The following is a 20,717-nucleotide window of genomic DNA, read 5'->3' as shown; positions in this document are numbered from 1 at the left end:
ATCGTGAAGGTCTTTCCCGACAAGCTCGAACCGGCCCTGGCCAAGTCACTGCCGCCGGTGGTGATCGTCGCCGGCGACGAACCCCTGCAGCACATGGAAGCCTGTGACGCGGTGCGTGGCGCCGCCCGGGCGGCGGGCATCGAGGAACGCGAGGTGCTCCACGTGGAGGCCAACTTCGCCTGGGGTCGACTCACCGAGGCCTCGGCCAGCCTCTCGCTGTTCGCCTCGCGCAAGCTCATCGAGTTGCGCCTGGGCAACGGCAAGCCCGGCCAGGAAGGCGCCAAGGCACTGCGCGAATACGCCGAGGGCATGGCGACGAGCGACAACGTGCTGCTGATCGCCGCCGGCAAACTCGACTACCGGGAGCAGAAGAGCGCCTGGTTCAAGGCCCTGGACAAGGCCGGGCTCTTCGTCCCGGTCTGGCCGGTGGACGCCTCGCGACTGCACTTCTGGCTGCGCGACCGGGCCGGTCGCCATGGGCTGACGATGGACCTCGATGCCGCCCGCCTGCTCGGCGAGCGCACCGAGGGCAACCTGCTGGCCGCCGACCAGGAGCTGCAGAAGCTCGCCCTGCTGTCCCCTCCCGGCGCGCGGATCTCGCCGCAACAGGTCGCCGGGGGCGTGGAGGACAGCGCCCGCTTCGACGTCTTCACGCTGATGGATGCCTGCCTGAAGGGCGAGCGCGTGCGCGTCGCCCGCATCATGGCCGGGCTGCAGGGCGAGGGGGTCGAGGCCCCCATCGTGCTCTGGGCGCTGACCCGCGAACTGCGTCTGCTGCTCTCGCTTCACCAGCACCTGGACCAGGGCCAGAGCCTCGAGCATGCCTGCAAGGCGCAGAAACCCCCCATCTTCGACAAGCGACGCCCCGCCTACCAACAGGCCCTGAGCCGCCTGCCCATGAAGCGCCTGCACAAGCTACTGCTGTTCGCCCAGCGACTGGACCTGGCGATCAAGGGCGCGAGTCCCATTCCCCTCTGGGACGGCCTGCATGACCTGGCCCTGACGCTGGCCGGCGGCCGCGGCCCGCTGGCGGAACTGCCCTCCTCCTATCGGGTCGGCTGAGTTCCCGACTCGCCATGCCCGCCGCAGCGACACAGGCCCCCGCGCGATGCGAGACATCCGCTCCAGGGTTGGGGGGCGACGCCCCCTGCGACACCACCGGACAGCCAAGCACTTCACGGCGGCGGGACCCCGTAGCCGGCCGGGCCGCGACCAGGCAATGCCAAGGAAATCAACGCAGAGTCGTGAAACGTCAGTGACTTATATTCTATACTGTCGGGGCATCGCCGCCGGCATGGGACAAGGAGGCCCCATGCAGAGCGGACACGAGCCGGACCAACCATGACAGAAAAAGGAACGCCATCATGAAACGACTCAGCCGACTCCTCAGCCCGCTCCTGATCGCCGCCCTGGTCCTGGGCAGCCTGCCGGTCGCCGCCGCCCCCGTGCCGGCCGACGATGACCTTGTCGGCACCACGGCCGTACTCGACGCCAGCTCCGCCCAGAGCGATCGAGCCAAGATCCGCGAGGTCCTCGCCCGCGACGACGTTCAGCAGCAGCTCCTGGCCCAGGGCGTCTCGCCGACCGAGGTGGAAGCCCGGGTGGCCGCCCTCTCCGACGAGGAAGCCCGCCAGATGGCCGAGCGTCTCGATCAACTGCCCGCCGGGGCCAGCGTGGTCGGCGTCCTCTTCGCCGTCTTCGTCATCCTGCTGGTGACCGATATCCTCGGCCTCACCGATGTCTACCCCTTCACCCGCTGAGACCCGAGGCAGCGAATGACCGGCCCCTTCCGGCCACAGGAACGCAAGAACGCCCGCATCGCGGGCGTTCTTGTGATGGTGGCCTACCTGTTGTTGCTGACGGGGTGCGCGACCGCCCCCCAACTGACGCCCGCCACCCGTGACGCCCTGCCCGACCGGGTACGTCTCGACGACGTGCCCTTCCATGGTCAGCGCGACTACCAGTGCGGGCCGGCATCACTGGCCATGGTGCTCAACGCCGGCGGCCGCGATGTCGGTGTCGACGCCCTCATTCCCCAGGTCTTCCTGCCCGGGCGGGAAGGCAGCGTGCAACCGGAGATGCTCGCCACGGTACGCCGCCAGGGGATGATCCCGTTCCGGCTCCCGGGGGCGTTCGGCGCCCTTCTCGAGGAACTGGCGGCCGGGCATCCGGTGGTGGTGATGCAGAACCTGGCGCTCCCCGCCTGGCCGCTGTGGCACTATGCCGTCGCCATCGGCTACGACCTGCCGGACGAGTCACTGATCTTGCATACCGGCATGACGCCCGGCCGTGCCGTCGACTTCGCGCGCTTCGATGCCACCTGGGCCCGCAGCGACCGCTGGGCCTTCGTGGCACTGCCACCGGGTGAGCTGCCGGCCAGCCTCGACGCCGATGCCGCCACCCGGGCGATCGCCGATTTCGAGGCGGCGCGGGGCAGCCGGGCGGCCCTGCCCGCCTGGCAGGCCCTCGCCGAGCGCCACCCCACCGCGGCGATGGTGCAGTTCGCCCTGGGCAATGCCCATCACTCGACCGGCGATCGGCCCGGGGCCATGGCGGCCTACCGTGCCGCCACGGCCGCCGATCCCGAGCTGGCACCGGCCTGGCTCAACCTGGGCCTGCTGGCAAGCCGGGAGGGAGACCTGCAGATGGCACGTCGTGCCTTGGCCCGGGCGGCCGCGCTCCCCGGGCCCTGGCAGGCGAGGGCCCGGGAGGAACAGGCGGCCCTCGATCAGGAGACAGATGGATGAGTTACGACATCGTGTTCAAGCGCATCTACCAGGCACCGGAAGCCGAGGACGGTGCCCGGATACTGGTCGACCGCCTATGGCCGCGGGGCAAGCGCCGGGAATCCCTGGCACTGACCGACTGGTATCGTGATGCCTCGCCCTCCCCCGCCCTGCGCCGGCAGTACCATCAGGGGGAGATCAGTGCCAGCGTGTTTGCCGCGCGCTACCGCGGCGAGCTGCGCGACGATCCCGACTGCCTGTTGCCGCTGATGCGTCACGCCCGGCAGGAGCGTCTGACCCTGCTCTCGGCGGCACGGGATCTCGAGGCCTCTCACCTGCCGATGCTCCGGGAGGCACTGCTCAAGGCCCTCGAGGACGAAGATGCCGAGGATCGGGAACCGGCCTCGCCGCCCTGCTTCGGGGCCAAATGACGACAACTCTTGGGGGAGGGCTGGACCTGAGGGAGCGCCGGTCCGACGCATCGACGATAGAACCGGTCCGACGTATCGGCGATGGCGCCGCCAGGCGCCCGAGGCATCCCCAGGCCGAGCGCCCCCTCGCATCCCGCCCGCACCAGGCGACTCAACGAGACAGCAGGGTGTCGGCCCGGGACGCCTCACCCGCCCCCCAACGGCAGGCCGCCGAGGTCAGGTAGCAGACCTGCAGAAGGTTGACCTGCTGAGGCACGGACAGCCTGCCCGGCGCCAGCGCCTCATTGGCCAACGCCGCCCGCAGTGACGGCAGGCTCATGCTCTCCGGCGTCGTGGTCTCGCACAGGCGCTTCCACGGCTGGCTCGCGATCACCGACTTCCAGTCAGCCCAGGATCCCTGGTATTGCGTCTGTAGCCCGGTGCGCCGCAACAACTGGCGAGCAGACCACAACGAGGTACGAAGGGGCAGGTTGACCCACCAGGGAAAATAGGGCAGCCGCCCATCGGTATGGAACAGGAACCGAGTCGGTTTCAGATAGGGCCGGAACGCCTTCAGGAACAGCCGCCGATTCAACTTCCAGGCGATTGGCGTGGCGGCGCTCACCTTGACCGCTTCCTTGCAGGTGAACATCTCATAGCTGCGGAACAGGCGCCGGTTGCTGTAGAGGTTGGGAATCGCGGTTTCCATGGTCATCGGCCACAGTCTGAACCATTCATGGGCACTGTGGGGCCTGATCGCGCTGACCTCCTGAAAATGGGCGCGTCGGCGTTGGGTCACCTCGCGCAACAGGCTCCGGGGAAAGAGATCGCTCCTGACCTCCCGGGTGCGCGTCTCCCCGCCCATGTCGACCTGGGGCAGGAAAACGAAGAAATTCGATCCCGGCACCGGGCGAGCGTGGTGGGACTTGATGAGGCAGTCGGCAAGATAGCCGCCAAACACCGCCTCGTAGGACGACAGATCGCACTGGCGATGGAAGCCGAGGGCGTGAGCATGGATATACTGGTGCCCGCTGCCGACCAGCCGAGACGCCTCCTGCATCAACTCCAGGTAGTGGAGCGGCCCCCGGTACTGCGGCCGGAAGTTCGCGCCCGAGGCCACGGCCACCTTGCCGGCGATCCTCTCTTCGCGGGTGTGGCCGTTCAGGAACACGAACGCATCACGTGCCAAGCGTTGCGGTAACATCGACGCGACGACCCGGGAATCCTCGCCACCGCTCAGGAACTGGGCCACGCGATGCATCGAGCTCGTGACGCGCTCGACATACCCCTCGACTCCGACACGCAGCGCCCCCGCCGCCGACGCCAGGTCATCGAACAGGGGCTCTTCCTTCGGGCACCAGTAGGGAACATGCGGGAAGTCATGCACCTGACCGCCGATCAACTGGAACTCATGCTCCGTTCCCGGATGGCACAGCTGGACCAGGTGATAGGCCGTATGGGGGAAAGTGACGGCACCGTGCAGGATGAAATCCACCAGCGAGGTTTCATCGAAATCCGCCTCACGGCCACACGCCCCCGCCACGGCATCGACGTGGGTGCCCAGGCATAGCCACGATGCCTGCTGATAGCGGTAGACGGGGATGAACAGCATCAGGTCCGTGATGCACGTGATCCGCTGCGAGACCTTGTCGATGATCAGGATGACGAAGGGACCGCTGAGATCCTCGCTCCAGTCCGCCTCTCCCCCTTGCCAGTGAGCGAGAATGGCTTTCGTCCCGGCCTGACGGTCGCCGCCGGCCAGGAAGTCGTTATCCCGGAAGTACAGCACCGGCCCCCCGATGATCACGCAGAGATGGGTATCGGTCTCGACCGGGGCAAAGCCGGAATAGCGTGACGGCGTGACAGCCAGGGCCCCCCAGTCGCCGTGAAACTCCGACACCGGGACGGCATCCTCGAGATGGAGCGGCTGCAAGGCCTGGGCAAGGCGGCCGGAGGGGAGACGGTCGGAGCTGAACAGGAAGTCGGTCATGGAAGCCCTCGCGAATGTCGTGAGGTGACCGAAAGCCACCCCTCCCTAGGTAACGCCAGGTGACACAAGGTAACTCCAGGTAATGAAAAGTGCCGCTGACCAGTACAGCGCAACTGCTGGCGTGACGTCCATCCCGCTTTTTCTTGAATTTTTCACGTCACACACCCCACGCATTCACGAATTGCCTACACATCGAGGAATGACGAAACTGATACATCTCCGCCAGGCGCCGAGGCATCCCCACCGCCGCTGCGCGGCCCCATACGAAAGCCCCCTTGCGCAGCTGGGCGCAAGGGGGCAGCGGGGATCACGTTCGCGGCGGGTCAGGTCAATCCAGCATGTCTAGACGACCGCCTGCAACGAGTCGCCGCGACCCACGCCGAAGTAGAGCAGGCCGGCGCGCTTGACAGTCTGCGGGTCATAGAGATTCCGGCCGTCGACGATCACCGGCGTGGTCAGGTTGGCCTTCAGCCACGCGAAGTCCACGCTACGGAACTCCTTCCACTCGGTACAGATCACCAGGGCGTCGGCCCCCTTCACCGCCTGGATGCGGTCGGCCACCAGGGTCAGGTCGTCACGCTCCCCATAGAGTCGGCGACACTCCTTCATGGCCTCGGGATCGAAGGCCTGCACGCGGCCACCGGCGTTCCACACCGCCTCCATCAGGGTACGGCTCGGGGCATCGCGCATGTCATCGGTGTTGGGCTTGAAGGAGAGCCCCCACAAGGCGATGGTCTTGCCCGCCAGGTCGCCATCGAAGGCCTGGTCGAGCTTGGTGAACAGGTTCTGCTTCTGCCGGCGGTTCACCGCTTCCACGGCGTTGAGCAGCTCGGCCTGGTAGTCCACCTCTGCGGCGGAGCGCGCCAGCGCCTGCACGTCCTTCGGGAAGCAGGAGCCGCCGTAGCCACAGCCCGGGTAGATGAACTGGTAGCCAATGCGCGGGTCGCTGCCGATGCCGTGGCGCACTTGCTCCACGTCCGCCCCCAGGCGCTCGGCGAGATTGGCGATCTCGTTCATGAAACTGATCTTGGTGGCCAGCATGGCGTTGGCCGCATACTTGGTCAGCTCCGCGGCGCGCACGTCCATGAACATCATCTTGTCATGGAGCCGGCTGTAGGGGGCATAGCACTCGCGCATCAGCTCCTTGACCCGCTCCGAATCGGTTCCCACCACGATGCGCGCGCCATAGGTGAAGTCCTCGATGGCCGCCCCCTCCTTGAGGAACTCGGGGTTGGAGCAGACATCGAAGTCGAGTGCCTCGCCACGGGCCGCCAGCGTCTCGGCCACCTTGCCACGCACCCGATCGGCCGTTCCCACCGGCACGGTGGACTTGTCGACGATCACCTTGTAGTCCTGCATATGCCGGCCGATGGTCTCGGCCACCGTCAGCACGTATTGCAGGTCGGCACTGCCGTCCGCATCCGGCGGCGTGCCCACGGCGATGAACTGCAGGGTGCCGAAGGCCACCGCCTCGACGGGGTCGGTGGTGAAGCGCAGCCGACCGGCATCCACGTTGCTCTTCACCAACGCCTCGAGGCCCGGCTCGTAGATGGGGATCACGCCCTCGCGCAGCCGCGCGATCTTGTCGCCATCCACATCCATGCACATCACGTCGTGCCCCACATCGGCCAGGCAGGTCCCGGTCACCAGCCCGACATACCCCGTACCGAAAATCGTGATCTTCATTCCCCAGGCTCCTTCTCTCTTTCCGATGTATCGTCTTCGAACATCTTGACAGATCCCTTGTCGGCGATGCCGCCCCTCGCGGCGTCCGACACCCCACTCGGACAGCTCCCGGGTGCCTCACGTAACCTCAAGGTCACCAGACGGGCCTTCAACAACACCCAGCAGGCCACGCTCAGTCCCAGGTAGCCGCTCAACCCTCTCACGTCACGCAGCATGGACTGCGTCAAGCCGAAATCCACGAAGGCCACGGCCACCATCAGCCCGGAAAGGGCCAGCGTTCGGGTCTGGGGATCACGGCTTCGATGCAGGTGCCGGGCGAACAGCCAGGCGGGCACGCCGTACAGCGCGACCAGCGTCAGCAGGCCCAGCACCCCGCGCCGCGCCGTGGTGTCGATGATATCGCTATGCAGTTGATCATACCGGCTCACCTCCGGATGCAATACGCCTGCCTCGACCATCGCATCCCGGGCCGCCTGCAGCTGTCCCTCGCCCCAGCCGGTCAGCGGCCTCTCCAGAAACAGCTGGCCGCCGGCATACCACATCTCCAGGCGTAACCCCACGGAGCTGCCGCTATCGACTTCCGCCACATAGTCGCGCACATCATCCACGGCCCTCTCGATACGCACGGAGACCCCGTAATCGGTGAGGGCCGTCATCGCGACCAGCCCGGCCAGCAGCCCCCAGAACCCCGCCGCCGCCATCAGCAGGCGACGCCGGGGAAAGACCCCGCGAAAGGCGCGAAAGCCCATCCATGCCAGCAGCGGCACCACCACCCAGCCACCGCGAGTGCCGGAGAGGAAGGAGGCCGCGACACCGGCCACCGCTGCCAGGCCCAGGGCCGCGGTCAGCCAGGGAGACGGTCGCCGAGAACGGGACAGGCGCCCGAGCAGGGCCACCAGCGCCAGCACGCCCAGCAGCAGGGCGAGATTGCCGAAGGGAATGGCATTCATGCCGTTGTCGGCGCGGTAGGCACCGAGCACGAAACGTTCGTGTACGGCAATCGCCCCGGCCCCCAGCCCGCCCACCAGCAGGCCCAGCCACCAGCCCATGCGCGACGGCGGATGGCGGCGTAGCCAGATCAGCAGCGCCGCCGCCAGCAGCGGCCACAGCGGCAACAGCCAGCCGCGTCCATGCTCGGCCACCGGCCATACGCCGGTGCGCGCCACGTCCCAGCACCACAGGCCGGCGAAGGTCGCCAGTACCAGCAACCAGCCCCAATCCTCGCCATCCAGCAGGGCCGGGCACTGGCGGGTCAGCCCCCGGCGAGCCAACATCCCGCACAGCGCCAGCAGCCCGGCCGCCAGCGGCACCGCCGCATAGCCCCAGGGCACCAGGATCAACAGCGATACGAAGGCCCATAGCAGCAGGGTATTGCCACGACGCCAGGGATCATCGCCCTGCGCCACTGGCCGCGGCCAGATCGCCGACGGTATCATGCCTCACTCCCCCTCGGGCCCGTTCGGCGTATCCTGCATACCCACACGGGCGTTTCACCACCTGCACCTGTAGCAATACTTTCATGTCACGGGTGCAATATGCAGATTGGCCCGGTCGTTAATCTCTCCCCGAGCCGCGGCAGACCGATCCCGGAAGGATTATCACCCACAGGGCTTCTGGTTGCGTTGTATCTCGCGACTGATGGTTGAGGGGGCCGATCCACCGAGCGAGCGATCTCCCACCTACTCATGCCGTGAGCCAAGCTGACCTGAAGCGTGGCGCGTTCTTCGATACTGAGTTCAGAATAGGACATGGACACAAAACTTTACCTGAAAGATCAGGTGTTGCACTCAGTGTCTGCGGCCAGAATGCCGGAATCGAGGATGTCCTCGCCAAGGTCAGCGTCGGTCGTTATCTGGCCAAGGATCTCGGCGCCACCTTCGACCTCTCGCGGGAATTCGACTCCGGGGCTGTCATGGGGCCTGGGCCTCGTTCACGGATGCCGGCGACGACTACGGCGAGGGCAGCTTCGACAAGGGCATCTACGTCTCGCTGCCGCTGGACGCCTTCTTCACCACCTCGACCCGCAGCCATATGCACATGGCCTGGTCGGCGCTGACGCGAGACGGCGGCTCGCGCGACGCTATCGGCTCTACGACATGACCCAGGATCGAGACCTGCACCGCCTGTGGGAAGAGAGCGATCAGGCCTGGCGTTGAGCGCCTCCCCCGTCGGATCATGCGGTCGGCGCGCCCGGCCTGGCCGGCCGGCGCCTCAGTACCTGGGATCACACTTCCAGAGATTGCCCATCCACAGGTCATACGCCTTGCTGGTGAAGGCCCCAAATCCCGCGGCGTGGGCGAAGGTCATCTCTCCGAAGAAGATCCGGCCGCGAATGTTATAGAGATCGACACGCACATAGGAGAACGGCTCGGCCAGGGTCTTGACGATCTCGAGCATCCGCTCGTAGTTCTCGGGCCGTTCGATCCGGTGATAAATCGAGGGATACTTGACGGCAAAGGGTAGCCACTCCAGGTCCTCGCTGAAATAGGAGCGGCTGTGGTTGGTGAAGCGATCGAAGTCGACATGCAGGATCACCACCGGATCGCACCCCTCGCCCTGCTTGAAGACGTGGAACTTGTAATCCAGCGCGGCTTCGCCCGCTTTCACGGGCAGTTTACGTTCCACCAGCAGCTTCGGTGTGATATCGCTGTACCAGGGCTCCCGCTTGATTTTCCCATAATCCTTGCCCAGCCCCCGGCCGACCACCGCGCAGGCATGCTCGATTTCCTCGCGGCCGGTATCGCGGTCGAAGATAAACACCGTCCCGGAATTATGGTTGGTCTTCAACACCGCGCCATCATTGGCGATGATCAACTCCTGCAAATGCGCCGGTTCCAGCGAGTCACCCACGAACAGGTTGTCGATGACGACCTCGCTGCCCACGGCATCCCGGACATAGTCCTTGACCTTGACCTTGTCGGCACATAGCGCGAATAGCTCGGACGTGTAATGGCGCTTCCTGAAGTTGACTTTCTCGTTGTAGGTTCTCGGCTGCTTGAAGTTCGGAAGATAATGCAGCCGGGAGACGAACTTTATATGGTCCTTGGCGGCCGCCGGCAGGACATCATAAAATTTTCTCATCAACTTCGTCATGCTGGGCCTTCCCCTCTATCGTGACGGAACGCGCTGGTCCGCGTGCCCCGCCTCCCTTTAAGCCTGAAGGATAGCGCCTTGCCGTCTGGCCGCCGCAACGTCGTCCGTTGAAGGGCTCGAAGATCGTGCGCTTGACACTCACGTCGCGGCCGGGCTCATCTACAATCGAATCGAACAGCCAGGGTTTCGCTACTCAGGGGGGCCGCCGACGGGTCGGGTGGCCGATGCCATCGTCGATGCCTGCGCGATGGTCATTCTTGCAGCGAGGGAACCAGCATGCATCCTGTCATGACTGCCGGCCTGCGTTTCATCGGCGCCGGCTATTGCCTGGTCAAGGCCGACTGGCCCAAGACCCTGCGATTTGCCCGGGAATCCCGGACGCTCTCCCGACGCGGCGGCGCTCGGGCGCTGGTCGGTTCGATCCTGGCCCCCTTCCGCTACGGTACCTCGCCCGAGGAATACTTCCTGTTCGGCTTCTACGACAAGCTCCATGCCGAGCGCAAACGCTGGGTAGGCACCGTCGGCATGTGGCTGGCGCAGCGGCGCTTCGTCCCGGCCACCATACGCGGCGACTTCGCCGACAAGACACGCTTCACCGAACGCTATCGCGAGCTCATGGACGGCAGCGCGCGGTTCCATACCGCCACGGACGACCCCGAGCCCCTGCTCGAGGCGCTCCGGGCCGCAGGGCATGACATCTTCATCAAGCCCGCCGACGGTCAATGTGGCTCCGGCGCCAGCGTCCTCAGTGCCGAGGAACTGAGACAAGACGGCCGAGGCGCGCTCGCCCGCGCCACGGCGGGCGGCGGGACCTATATCGTCGAGCGTCGACTCACCAATCACCCGAACCTCCAGCGCATCTCGCCGGACGCCCTGAGCACCATCCGGGTGGTCACCGCCGTGACCACCGCGGGCGAGATCGAGTTCCTCTTCGCCCGGGCACGCTTCTCCAACGGCAAGGTGGTGGACAACCTCGGCTCCGGCGGCCTGGCGGTGCCCGTCGACCTGGACAGTGGGGTAATCTCCGGGCCGGCCATCGCCAGCGCTTCGTTGATCGACAGGACGTTCGAGCGCCATCCGAAGACCGGCGAGACCTTCCAGGGCAAGGCGATCCCGATGTGGGACGCGGTACTGGACCTGGCGAAACGCTCGGCCCTTCGGCAAACCGAGGCCCGGGTCATTGGCTGGGACATCGCCGTGACCCCGGACGGCCCGCTGCTCCTCGAGGGCAACCACAACTGGGGCAAGGTGCTGTGGCAGATGCCCGTCGGCGAGGGCATGGCCCAGGAACTGGAGCGTATCAAGGTGCGAGTGCTGGCCTAATGCTCCAGGGTTACCGCCAGCTGCCCCAGGTGCTCGTGGATCGCCCGCTCGGTCTTGCGTAGCTCGGTGGCCGAGGGGACCCAATACCCCAGGCTATCCTTGCGACTCCGCTCGGCCAGGTAATGGGTGGGGGCGGCCACTGGCTCGAGCCCAGCCCGCCGAAAATGCCGCATGGCCCTGGGCATATGCGAGGCCGAGGTCACCAAGGCTACCCGCGCGCCCTTCCCCAGCGCCTCGCGCACCGCCTGCGCCTCGAGGCCGGTATCGGTCGGAAAATCCAGCACCCGCAATCGGTCCGGCGCCACGCCCAGCTCACGGGCGGCCCGGGCGTAGCCATGGGCCACCGGCCGAGCCCCGGGCGCGCGGCTGGCCCCCGTGACCACCAGCGGCAACGACGGCTGCTGGCGCCACAGCCGCACGCCCTCCATCAGGCGGATGGCCGAACTCTCGGTCAACTGGCCGGTGACCGTCCAGGGCGCCTGCCACGCCCAGCCCCCGCCCAGCACCACGATGCCCGCCAGGGGCTCGTCCTCCGGCAGCGTCTCGAGTGCGGGATAGCGCGCCTCGAGCGGCGCCAGCAACCGATCGGCCACCGGCGCCCAACTCGAGAGCACCAGCAGCGCCAGCCCCGCGACGGCCAGGCTCGCGCCGAGCCGGCGCCGCCCCCACCAGGCCAGCAGCAACCCCAGCCCCCCCAGGCCCAGCGCCACCGGCAAGGGCAGCAGCAGCTCCCCCACCAGCGTCTTCAGCAGATCATACATCCTCGTCATCGCCTCCCTGCGCGTCTTCGTTGTTACTTCACGGCTCTGCAGGAGCCCCCCTTTTTGGAAGCCCCCCCTGTTGGAGCGCCGGTCCGACGTATCGGCGATGGCGCCGCCAGGCGCCCGAGGCTCCCCCCACCACCGCTTCGCGACGGATCGCGCAACCCACTGCGTTCCTACAAACGCCTCAACACTTACCGTCTTATGTGGCAGCACCATACTGGCACTCATCAGCTTCAGCGTCGTGCTGCCCGACCGCCCCTCCATCAGTTCATCCTGGAAGATTGAAGGCAAACTTGAGGGATTGCACCAGGGGTTTTATGCTACTGATAAATATCGGTTCACCAAACATGGCAGTCATCTTACGAACTCCTCAAAAATCAGAGAGTTGGCGTAACAATGAACGCTAAACATTTATCGCCCGAAACTGTGAGCGAGCGCCGTCTGGAAGCCGTGCGCCTGCGCCTTGATGGACTGACGGTGGCCGAGTCCGCGCGTCGAACGGGGCTCTCCGCGCCCACGGTCTCGGCGGCCTGGAAGGCCTTCCGGGAAGGCGGCTGGGAAGCCGTGCCGATTCGGCCCCGCGGCCGCCCCACCGGCCAGGCTCATCGGTTGGACGAGACACTGCAGCGGCGGCTGTGGCAGCGACTCACTCACTGGCCCGACACCGACGAGCCCGGCTGGAGCAGCCGCGCCCTGGCCCAGGCACTCAGCGATGCGGGGGCCGGCGACGCCTCCCCCCGTGCCATCGAACACTGGCTGGCCACACAGAACCTCAAGCCATCCCCGATGGCGCTGGACGATCTGGCCCGGCGTCGCTCCCGCGAAGGGCGCTGGTTTCGCCAGCAGGTGCAGCCGGCACTCGAGCGCCTGGGCCAGGGCAGCGCCGCACACTGGCAGGGGGGCGTTCGCGTGGCGGTGCCTGCCACGTCGGCGGAAAACGCCTCCCGCCGCTATCAGCTCTACCTGCACGGCAAGCGCGGAGCCCTGTACACCCGCTGCTTCACCGCGCCGCCCCTCGCCGACGATTACCTGACGCTGTTCGCGCGCCTGGCCTCGCGAGGCCCGATGGCACTGATCTTTCACGGTGCCTACTTCCAGGCCTGCCCGGAAATCCAGGGCTGGCTCGACGATCACCCCGACTTCGCCCTGATCAACGTACCGCCCAACGCCAACCTCAGGGCAGCCTCTACACGCGGTTGATTGCCCTGAATTCACCATCACAGGAAGGACGATGACGACACTCACCCATCTCCAACGGCTCGAGGCCGAGAGCATCCAGATCATGCGCGAGGTGGTCGCCGAGACCGAGAACCCGGTGATGCTCTACTCCGTTGGCAAGGACAGCGCCGTGATGCTGCACCTGGCGCGCAAGGCCTTCGCGCCCTCCCCGCCGCCCTTTCCACTGCTCCACGTGGATACCCGCTGGAAGTTCCGCGCCATGTACGAGTTCCGCGATCGCATGGCCGAGGAAGCGGGCATGGACCTGCTGGTGCACATCAACCCGGAAGGCATCGAGAAGGACATCAACCCCTTCACCCACGGCTCGGCCATTCACACCGACGTGATGAAGACCGAGGGCCTCAAGCAGGCCATGGACAAGTACGGCTTCGATGCCGCCTTCGGCGGGGCGCGCCGCGACGAAGAGAAGTCCCGGGCCAAGGAGCGGGTCTTCTCCTTCCGCACCGCCCAGCACCGCTGGGACCCCAAGAACCAGCGCCCGGAACTGTGGAAGCTCTACAACACGCGCAAGCACCAGCGGGAGTCGATCCGCGTCTTCCCGCTCTCCAACTGGACCGAGCTGGATATCTGGCAGTACATCTACCTGCAGGAGATCCCCATCGTGCCCCTCTACTACTCCGCCGAGCGCCCGGTGGTGGAGCGTGACGGCGCGTTGATCATGGTCGACGACGAGCGCATGCCGCTGGAGCCCGGCGAGGTGCCGATGATGCGCAAGGTGCGCTTCCGCACGCTGGGCTGCTACCCGCTCACCGGTGCCATCGAATCCGAGGCCGACACCCTGCCGGATATCATCCAGGAGATGCTGCTCACCCGCACCTCCGAGCGCCAGGGCCGCGTCATCGACCACGACAGCGCCGCCTCCATGGAAAAGAAAAAGCAAGAGGGGTACTTCTGATGGCACACGCCTCCGACATGATCGCCGGTGACATCGAACAATACCTGAAAGCCCATGAACACAAGGGGCTCGTGCGCTTCATCACCTGCGGCAGCGTGGACGATGGCAAGAGCACACTGATCGGACGCTTGCTGTTCGAGTCCAAGCTGCTGTTCGAGGACCAGCTGGCCTCCATCGAGGCCGACTCGAAGAAGTACGGCACCCAGGGCAGCGAGATGGATTTCGCCCTGCTGGTGGACGGCCTGGCCGCCGAGCGCGAACAGGGCATCACCATCGACGTGGCCTACCGCTTCTTCTCGACCGACAAGCGCAAGTTCATCGTCGCCGATACGCCGGGGCACGAACAGTACACCCGCAACATGGTGACCGGCGCCTCCACCGCCGATGCCGCCATCCTGATGGTCGACGCCCGTCACGGCATCCTTACCCAGACCCGCCGCCACAGCTTCCTGATGTCGCTGATCGGCATGCGCCAGGTGGTGGTGGCAATCAACAAGATGGACCTGGTGGACTACTCCAGGGCGCGCTTCGAGGAGATCGTCGAGGAGTACCGGGCCTTCGCCAGGCAGCTGGGGCTCGAGGCGATCACCTTCATCCCCATGTCGGCACTCAAGGGCGACAACGTCATCGAGCATGGCCACCACATGCCCTGGTACCACGGTCCCACCCTGATGGCCTACCTGGAGACGCTGGAAATCGACGACGAGCACCTGCAGCGCGCGCCTTTCCGCCTGCCGGTGCAGTGGGTCAACCGTCCCAACCTGGACTTCCGCGGCTTCACCGGCATGGTGACCAGCGGCACGGTCAAACCCGGCGACGCCATCCGCGTGCAGCCCTCCGGAAAGACCAGCAAGGTCTCGCGGATCTATACCTTCGACGGCGACCTCGACGAGGCCGTGGCCGGCCAGTCCGTCACCCTGCTGCTGGACGACGAGATCGACATCTCCCGCGGCGATGTGATCTCCGGCGTCGAGCAGCCGGCGCAGACCGCCGACCAGTTCGAGACCACCCTGGTGTGGATGCACGAGCAGCCACTGCTGCCCGGCCGCCCCTACCTGATGAAGCTGGGCACCCAGACCGTCTCTGCCACCGTCAGCGACATCAAGTACCAGGTGAACGTCAACACCCTGGAGCATGCCGCGGCCAAGCAACTGGATCTCAATGGCATCGGGATCTGTACCCTGAGCCTGAACAAGCCCGTGGCCTTCGACCCGTACCAGACGAGCCAGGATACCGGTGGCTTCATCCTCATCGACCGCATGACCAACAACACGGTCGGCGCCGGCATGCTCCACTTCGCCCTGCGGCGTAGCCAGAACATCCATATGCAGCACGTGGATATCGACAAGCAGGCACGCGCCCTTTCCAAGGCACAGCAGCCCGCGGTGCTGTGGTTCACCGGCCTCTCCGGCGCCGGGAAATCCACCATCGCCAACCTGGTGGAGAAGAAGCTGTATGCCGCCGGCCAGCACACCTACCTGCTGGATGGCGACAATGTGCGCCACGGCCTCAACCGCGACCTGGGCTTCACCGATGCCGATCGCGTCGAGAACATCCGCCGCGTGGGCGAGACGGCCAGGCTGATGGCCGATGCCGGCCTGATCGTGCTGACCGCCTTCATCTCGCCCTTCCGCAGCGAGCGCCAACTGGCCCGCGACCTGATGGAAGACGGCGAATTCATCGAGATCTTCGTCGATACCCCGCTGGAGGTGGCCGAAGACCGCGATCCCAAGGGGCTCTACCGCAAGGCACGACGCGGCGAGCTGAAGAACTTCACCGGTATCGACTCCGCCTACGAGACACCGGAGAACCCGGACCTGCATATCAAGACCGGCGAGATGAGCAGTGACGAAGCCGCCGATGCGATCATCGAACTGCTGCGCGAACGGAAAATAATCGCTTGAAGCCAGGACCGGGCTTCGCCCGGAGCTGTCAGCCATAAGCTTGAAGCTGGAAGAATGCCGCTACGCGGCATCCCCACTCAGCTCGCTGCCTTGGGGTTTCTTCCAGCTTCCGGCTTCAAGCTTTAACACCTGGAAAGGAACTCAACAGATGGATTTACCAACACTCCTGGATAGCACCCACACCGTCGCCCTCGAAGCCGGCCAGGCGATCATGCAAGTCTACGCGCGTGACTTCACGGTCGAAGACAAGGAAGACAAGAGCCCGCTGACCGAGGCCGACAAGGCCGCCCATGAGGTCATCGTCAGGGGTCTGGAAGCCTTGCCGGACGACATTCCGGTGCTCTCCGAGGAGAACACCGGAGGCTTCGCCGGGGCGGACGCCGACGGCCGTTACTGGCTGGTCGACCCGCTGGACGGCACCAAGGAGTTCATCAAGCGCAATGGCGAGTTCACGGTGAACATCGCACTGATCGAAAACGGCACCCCGGTGCTCGGCGTGGTCGTCGCCCCGGCGCTGGAGGTGTCGTATCTCGCCGCCGAGGGCATGGGCGCCTTCAAGGTGGACGGCAGCGGGGAGCGTCAGCCGATCCGCGTGGCCGGCCGGCCGGCCGAAGGCGCCAGCTGGCGGGTGGTGGGCAGCCGCTCCCACCCCAGCCCCGACCTGGCCGAGTGGCTGGAGCAGTTGGGCAGCCACGACATGGTGCCCATGGGCAGTTCGCTGAAGCTCTGCCTGATCGCCGAAGGCGCGGCGGATGTCTACCCCCGCCTCGGCCCCACCTGCCTGTGGGACACCGGCGCCGCCCAGGCGGTGGTCGAGCAGGCCGGTGGTCGCGTCGAGACCCGGGAAGGCGAGCCGCTCAGCTACGCCACGCCCAGCGAGCATCTCAACCCCCACTTCATCGTCTGGGGCTCGAAAGCCTGAGCCAGAAACGACGCAACCCGGCGATATGCCGGGTTGCGATTGAAATACTCTGTGGGAGCGCTCCTCCCTTACACCCCATAATACCCACGGTACCACTCCACGAACCGCCGAGCGCCCTCCTCGACCTTGACCCGCGGCCGATAGCCGGTGGCGGCGAACAGGGCCTCGGTATCCGCCCAGGTGCGTGGCACATCCCCCGGCTGCATCGGCTGATAATCGCAGATCGCCTCCTTGCCGGTGGCGGCTTCCACGGCCCGAATGAAGTCCATCAGCCCCACCGGACTGCCATGGCCGATGTTGTAGAGCGCATAGGGGGCACTGCTGCTGTCCGGCCCGCCGTGGGAGGCCCGCCACTCCGGATCGGCTGCGGGAATCACCGCCAGGGTGCGCACCACCCCCTCGGCGATATCGTCGATGTAGGTGAAGTCCCGCGACATCTCGCCATGGTTGAACACCTGCAGCGGTTCACCCGCGAGGATCGCCCGGGTGAACTTGAACATCGCCATGTCCGGCCGGCCCCAGGGCCCGTACACCGTGAAGAAACGCAGCCCGGTAGCGGGAATGCCATAGAGGTGCGAATAGGTATGCGCCATCAGCTCGTTGGCCTTCTTGGTGGCCGCATACAGGCTGACGGGGTGATCCACGCTGTCGGAGGTCGCGAACGGGGTCTTGTCGTTCATCCCGTAGACCGAGCTGGACGAGGCGTAGACCAAGTGCTCCACGCCCTGCTGTCGGCACCCTTCCAGCACGTTCAGGTGCCCCAGCAGGTTGCTGTCCGCATAGACATGCGGATTCTCCAGCGAGTAGCGCACTCCGGCCTGGGCGGCCAGGTGGATCACCCGGTCGAAGCGCTGCTCGGCGAACAGCGCGGCCATGCCTTCCCGGTCGGCCAGGTCCAGCTTCAGGAAGCGAACATCCTCGCACGCGGCCAGGTCGTCCAGTCGCGCCTGCTTGAGCGAGACATCGTAGTATTCGTTCAGGTTGTCGATGCCCAGGATCTCGTGGCCCTGCCCCGACAGCCGCTTGGCGACGGCATGGCCGATAAAGCCCGCTACCCCGGTGATCAAGAGTTTCATGGTTCCCCGTGCCCTTTGCTATCCCTGCATGATTTTAATGTTTCCAATTTTGTTTTTAAAAGCATCCAGCATGCCACCCCCGCCCCCAGGTAGCCACTGAATCCTGACGCATCCCTGTCAGCGTGGGTTGCATCGCCCCATCATCCACGAAGACGACGCACAGCAACAGTCCCGAAAGGACCAGCTACACCCGATAAAACTCTCGATACCAAGCCACAAAGTTGGCCACGCCCTCTCTCACCGGCGTGGCAGGCTTGTAGCCCACCGCCTTCTCCAGCTCAGTGCAGTCGGCGTAGGTGGCAGGCACGTCACCCGGCTGCAACGGCAGCCTTTCCCTGATGGCCTTCCTGCCCAGCGCTTCCTCGATCGCTTCTATGTACTCGGAGAGATGCACTGGATCGTTGTTACCGATGTTGAAGAGGCGATACGGCGCGTTGCTAGTGGCCGGATCGGGGCTGTCGCTGTCCCACGCCAGGTTGGGCCGGGCCACATCGTCGCTGGTACGGATCACCCCCTCGACGATGTCATCGATGTAGGTGAAGTCGCGGGTATGGTTCCCGTAGTTGAACACCTGGATTGACTCGCCGGCCAGAATGGCCCTGGTGAACAGAAACAGCGCCATGTCCGGACGCCCCCAGGGGCCATACACGGTGAAGAAGCGCAGTCCCGTGGTGGGCAGGCCAAACAAGTGGCTGTAGCTGTGCGCCATCAGCTCGTTGGCTTTCTTGGTGGCAGCGTAGAACTGCAGCGGATGGTTGACGCTCTCGTGCTCCGAGAACGGCATCCTGGTGTTGGCCCCGTACACGCTGCTGGTGCTGGCGTAGGTCAGGTGCTTCACCCGGTGATGCCGGCAGGCCTCCAGGATGTTGGTGAAGGCCACCACGTTGCTCTGCACATAGGCGTGGGGGTTCTCCAGCGAGTAGCGCACCCCGGCCTGGGCGGCCAGGTGGATGACGCGTTCGGGGCGGTGCTCACGGAAGGCATCGTCCACTCCCTGCTGATCGGCCAGGTCCTGCCGCAGAAACACATAGGCGCTGCCGGTACGCGCCGAGGTCTCCTCCAGAATCCTGAGGCGCGCCTCCTTTATCGTCGGATCGTAGTAATCGTTGACCACATCGACACCGACCACGCTGTCGCCCCGCTCCAGCAGGCACTTGACCACGTGAAAACCGATAAAGCCGGCATTGCCGGTGACAAGGATCTTCATGGTATCTCCGATCGGAGGGCAAGGGCTGAGGGCTGAGGGCTGAGGGCTGAGGGCTGAGGGCTGAGGGCTGAGGGCTGAGGGCTGAGGGCTGAGGGCTGAGGGCTGAGGGCTGAGGGCTGCACATACTGTCTCCCCTTGCTCCTTGGCTCAAAGCCTCAAATCCACGTCCCGCCTGGGCAGCACGAACTTGAGGTCATAGAGCACATGCTCGGCTTTCCCCCAACCATGGATGACCTCGGCCCTGAGCTCGCGGAACTCCCGGTGGGCGACCGCCAGAATGATGGCATCATAGGCATGGGCTTCGGGACGCTCTACCAGACGAATGCCATATACCCTTTCGGCTTCGGCCTTGTTCACTTGAGGGTCATAGACATCGACCATCACGTTGTAGTCGGAAAGTTCACTGAGGATATCCACCACCCGAGTGTTGCGCAGATCGGGACAGTTTTCCTTGAAGGTCAGCCCCATCACCAGCACCCGCGCATCCTGAACCTGCAGGCGACGCTTGACCATCTGCTTGACCAGTTGGTTGGCCACATAGGCCCCCATCCCATCATTGATGCGCCGCCCCGAGAGGATCACCTCGGGATGGTACCCCACCTGCTGTGCACGATGAGTCAGGTAGTAGGGGTCCACGCCGATACAGTGCCCGCCTACCAGGCCGGGCCGGAACGGCAGGAAATTCCATTTACTCCCTGCCGCTTCCAGTATCTCCTCGGTATCGAGGCCGAGCCGGTTGAAAATCACCGCCAGCTCGTTCATCAGGGCGATATTGAGGTCTCGTTGCGTATTCTCGATCACCTTGGCCGCCTCCGCGACCTGGATGGAACTGGCCTTGTGGGTGCCAGCGGTAATGACCAGACGATAGAGAGAATCCACGAAATCGGCCACCTCCGGCGTGGAACCCGAGGTCACCTTCCGGATGGAGGTGACCCGATGCTCCTTATCACCGGGATTGATACGCTCGGGGCTATAACCCGCGAAGAAGTCCTGGTTGAAGGCCAGGCCAGAGACACGTTCGATCACAGGGATGCAGTACATCTCGGTGGCGCCAGGAAACACGGTCGATTCATAGATCACCACGTCTCCCGGCTGCACCACCCTCCCCACGGTTTGACTGGCCGTGATCAAGAGCGAGAGATCCGGGCAACGGCTCGCGTCGATGGGCGTCGGTACGGTAACGATATAGACATTGCAGCGGCGCAGAGCCTCGGCATCGCTCGAGAAGCTCAGCTGCCAGGCCTCGGCCAGCTGGGTCGCATCCACTTCCAGGGTGTGGTCGACATGATCGATCAACTCGTTCACCCGCCGGGTGTCGATATCGAAGCCCACGGTGGGCAACACCTTGCCGAACTCCACCGCCAGCGGTAGCCCGACATACCCCAGGCCGATGACGCCCAGCCGCACCTCATCAATCGTCAGCATCGTCTCACCCCTTGCGTTACGGATGGCCATTCCGATGACCCGGTCGCCACTCAGCCC

At 65.4% G+C, this 20,717-nt stretch carries 17 protein-coding genes and 2 pseudogenes; 10 read left to right on the top strand and 9 right to left on the bottom strand.

The window, feature by feature from the left end:
- Positions 1–3 precede the first annotated feature (3 nt).
- The 4 genes from holA to FHR97_RS02050 all read left to right on the top strand — a co-directional run bounded on the left by holA (position 4) and on the right by FHR97_RS02050 (position 3,157).
- Positions 4–1,062, top strand: a complete 1,059-nt coding sequence (holA, locus tag FHR97_RS02065; RefSeq protein ID WP_183382096.1) for a DNA polymerase III subunit delta — start codon at positions 4–6, stop codon at positions 1,060–1,062.
- A gap of 302 nt (positions 1,063–1,364) precedes the next feature.
- Positions 1,365–1,760, top strand: coding sequence for a PA2779 family protein (locus FHR97_RS02060; protein WP_183382095.1), 396 nt, complete (start codon positions 1,365–1,367; stop codon positions 1,758–1,760).
- A 15-nt stretch (positions 1,761–1,775) separates the two neighbouring features.
- The gene (locus FHR97_RS02055) at positions 1,776–2,747 is read left to right on the top strand and encodes a PA2778 family cysteine peptidase (RefSeq protein WP_183382094.1); all 972 of its coding nucleotides are present in this window, start codon (positions 1,776–1,778) and stop codon (positions 2,745–2,747) included.
- Positions 2,744–3,157 (top strand): DUF488 domain-containing protein, encoded by a 414-nt coding sequence (locus FHR97_RS02050; RefSeq protein ID WP_183382093.1) that lies wholly within the window; start codon positions 2,744–2,746, stop codon positions 3,155–3,157. Before FHR97_RS02055 ends, FHR97_RS02050 begins: the two co-directional genes overlap by 4 nt.
- 151 nt (positions 3,158–3,308) lie before the next feature.
- Here FHR97_RS02050 and FHR97_RS02045 read toward each other — a convergent pair whose 3' ends face one another.
- The 4 genes and pseudogenes from FHR97_RS02045 to FHR97_RS20235 all read right to left on the bottom strand — a co-directional run.
- A complete protein-coding gene (locus FHR97_RS02045) occupies positions 3,309–5,126 on the bottom strand; it encodes a hypothetical protein (protein ID WP_183382092.1) in 1,818 nt (605 codons plus the stop codon).
- Between the two features lie 342 nt (positions 5,127–5,468).
- Positions 5,469–6,812, bottom strand: a complete 1,344-nt coding sequence (locus FHR97_RS02040; protein ID WP_183382091.1) for a UDP-glucose dehydrogenase family protein — start codon at positions 6,810–6,812, stop codon at positions 5,469–5,471.
- Positions 6,809–8,248, bottom strand: a complete 1,440-nt coding sequence (locus FHR97_RS02035; protein ID WP_183382090.1) for an O-antigen ligase family protein — start codon at positions 8,246–8,248, stop codon at positions 6,809–6,811. The genes FHR97_RS02040 and FHR97_RS02035 overlap by 4 nt, the downstream gene beginning before the upstream one ends.
- 165 nt (positions 8,249–8,413) lie before the next feature.
- Positions 8,414–8,562: pseudogene (locus tag FHR97_RS20235) on the bottom strand (helix-turn-helix domain-containing protein); the annotation flags it as partial.
- Here FHR97_RS20235 and FHR97_RS20225 point away from each other — a divergent pair.
- Positions 8,503–8,912, top strand: a pseudogene (locus tag FHR97_RS20225) (YjbH domain-containing protein). The pseudogenes FHR97_RS20235 and FHR97_RS20225 overlap by 60 nt on opposite strands.
- Positions 8,913–9,023: 111 nt before the next feature.
- Here FHR97_RS20225 and FHR97_RS02025 read toward each other — a convergent pair.
- A complete protein-coding gene (locus tag FHR97_RS02025; protein ID WP_183382089.1) occupies positions 9,024–9,905 on the bottom strand; it encodes an ATP-grasp fold amidoligase family protein in 882 nt (293 codons plus the stop codon).
- Positions 9,906–10,181: 276 nt separating this feature from the next.
- Between FHR97_RS02025 and FHR97_RS02020 the strand changes: the two genes are divergently transcribed.
- The gene (locus tag FHR97_RS02020; RefSeq protein ID WP_183382088.1) at positions 10,182–11,228 is read left to right on the top strand and encodes a sugar-transfer associated ATP-grasp domain-containing protein; all 1,047 of its coding nucleotides are present in this window, start codon (positions 10,182–10,184) and stop codon (positions 11,226–11,228) included.
- On the opposite strand, the gene FHR97_RS02015 is transcribed toward FHR97_RS02020, so the two are convergent.
- Positions 11,225–11,989 carry an ElyC/SanA/YdcF family protein gene (locus FHR97_RS02015; RefSeq protein ID WP_183382087.1) on the bottom strand — a complete coding sequence of 255 codons (765 nt, stop codon included), beginning with the start codon at positions 11,987–11,989 and terminating at the stop codon, positions 11,225–11,227. The genes FHR97_RS02020 and FHR97_RS02015 overlap by 4 nt on opposite strands.
- 429 nt (positions 11,990–12,418) lie before the next feature.
- Between FHR97_RS02015 and FHR97_RS02010 the strand changes: the two genes are divergently transcribed.
- From FHR97_RS02010 to cysQ, 4 genes are all read left to right on the top strand, one after another.
- Positions 12,419–13,192, top strand: a complete 774-nt coding sequence (locus tag FHR97_RS02010) for a helix-turn-helix domain-containing protein (protein WP_183382086.1) — start codon at positions 12,419–12,421, stop codon at positions 13,190–13,192.
- 31 nt (positions 13,193–13,223) lie between these two features.
- Positions 13,224–14,126 (top strand): sulfate adenylyltransferase subunit CysD, encoded by a 903-nt coding sequence (cysD, locus tag FHR97_RS02005; protein WP_183382085.1) that lies wholly within the window; start codon positions 13,224–13,226, stop codon positions 14,124–14,126.
- Positions 14,126–16,030, top strand: a complete 1,905-nt coding sequence (gene cysN, locus FHR97_RS02000) for a sulfate adenylyltransferase subunit CysN (RefSeq protein ID WP_183382084.1) — start codon at positions 14,126–14,128, stop codon at positions 16,028–16,030. The genes cysD and cysN overlap by 1 nt, the downstream gene beginning before the upstream one ends.
- Before the next feature lie 148 nt (positions 16,031–16,178).
- Positions 16,179–16,952 carry a 3'(2'),5'-bisphosphate nucleotidase CysQ gene (gene cysQ, locus FHR97_RS01995; protein ID WP_183382083.1) on the top strand — a complete coding sequence of 258 codons (774 nt, stop codon included), beginning with the start codon at positions 16,179–16,181 and terminating at the stop codon, positions 16,950–16,952.
- Positions 16,953–17,020: 68 nt separating this feature from the next.
- Here cysQ and FHR97_RS01990 read toward each other — a convergent pair whose 3' ends face one another.
- The 3 genes from FHR97_RS01990 to tviB form a co-directional block, all read right to left on the bottom strand.
- Positions 17,021–18,028: an NAD-dependent epimerase gene (locus tag FHR97_RS01990; RefSeq protein WP_183382082.1), complete on the bottom strand. Its 1,008-nt coding sequence runs from the start codon at positions 18,026–18,028 to the stop codon at positions 17,021–17,023.
- Between the two features lie 184 nt (positions 18,029–18,212).
- Positions 18,213–19,235 carry an NAD-dependent epimerase gene (locus FHR97_RS01985; protein WP_183382081.1) on the bottom strand — a complete coding sequence of 341 codons (1,023 nt, stop codon included), beginning with the start codon at positions 19,233–19,235 and terminating at the stop codon, positions 18,213–18,215.
- Between the two features lie 147 nt (positions 19,236–19,382).
- Complete coding sequence (gene tviB, locus FHR97_RS01980; protein ID WP_183382080.1) at positions 19,383–20,660, bottom strand: Vi polysaccharide biosynthesis UDP-N-acetylglucosamine C-6 dehydrogenase TviB; 1,278 nt, start codon at positions 20,658–20,660, stop codon at positions 19,383–19,385.
- Between the last annotated feature and the right edge of the window lie 57 nt (positions 20,661–20,717).

It is taken from the genome of Halomonas stenophila (assembly GCF_014192275.1).
Classification (GTDB): Bacteria; Pseudomonadota; Gammaproteobacteria; order Pseudomonadales; family Halomonadaceae; genus Halomonas; species Halomonas stenophila.
Note: the sequence above shows the minus strand (reverse complement) of the source record. Positions and strands in the feature narration are given on the sequence as shown.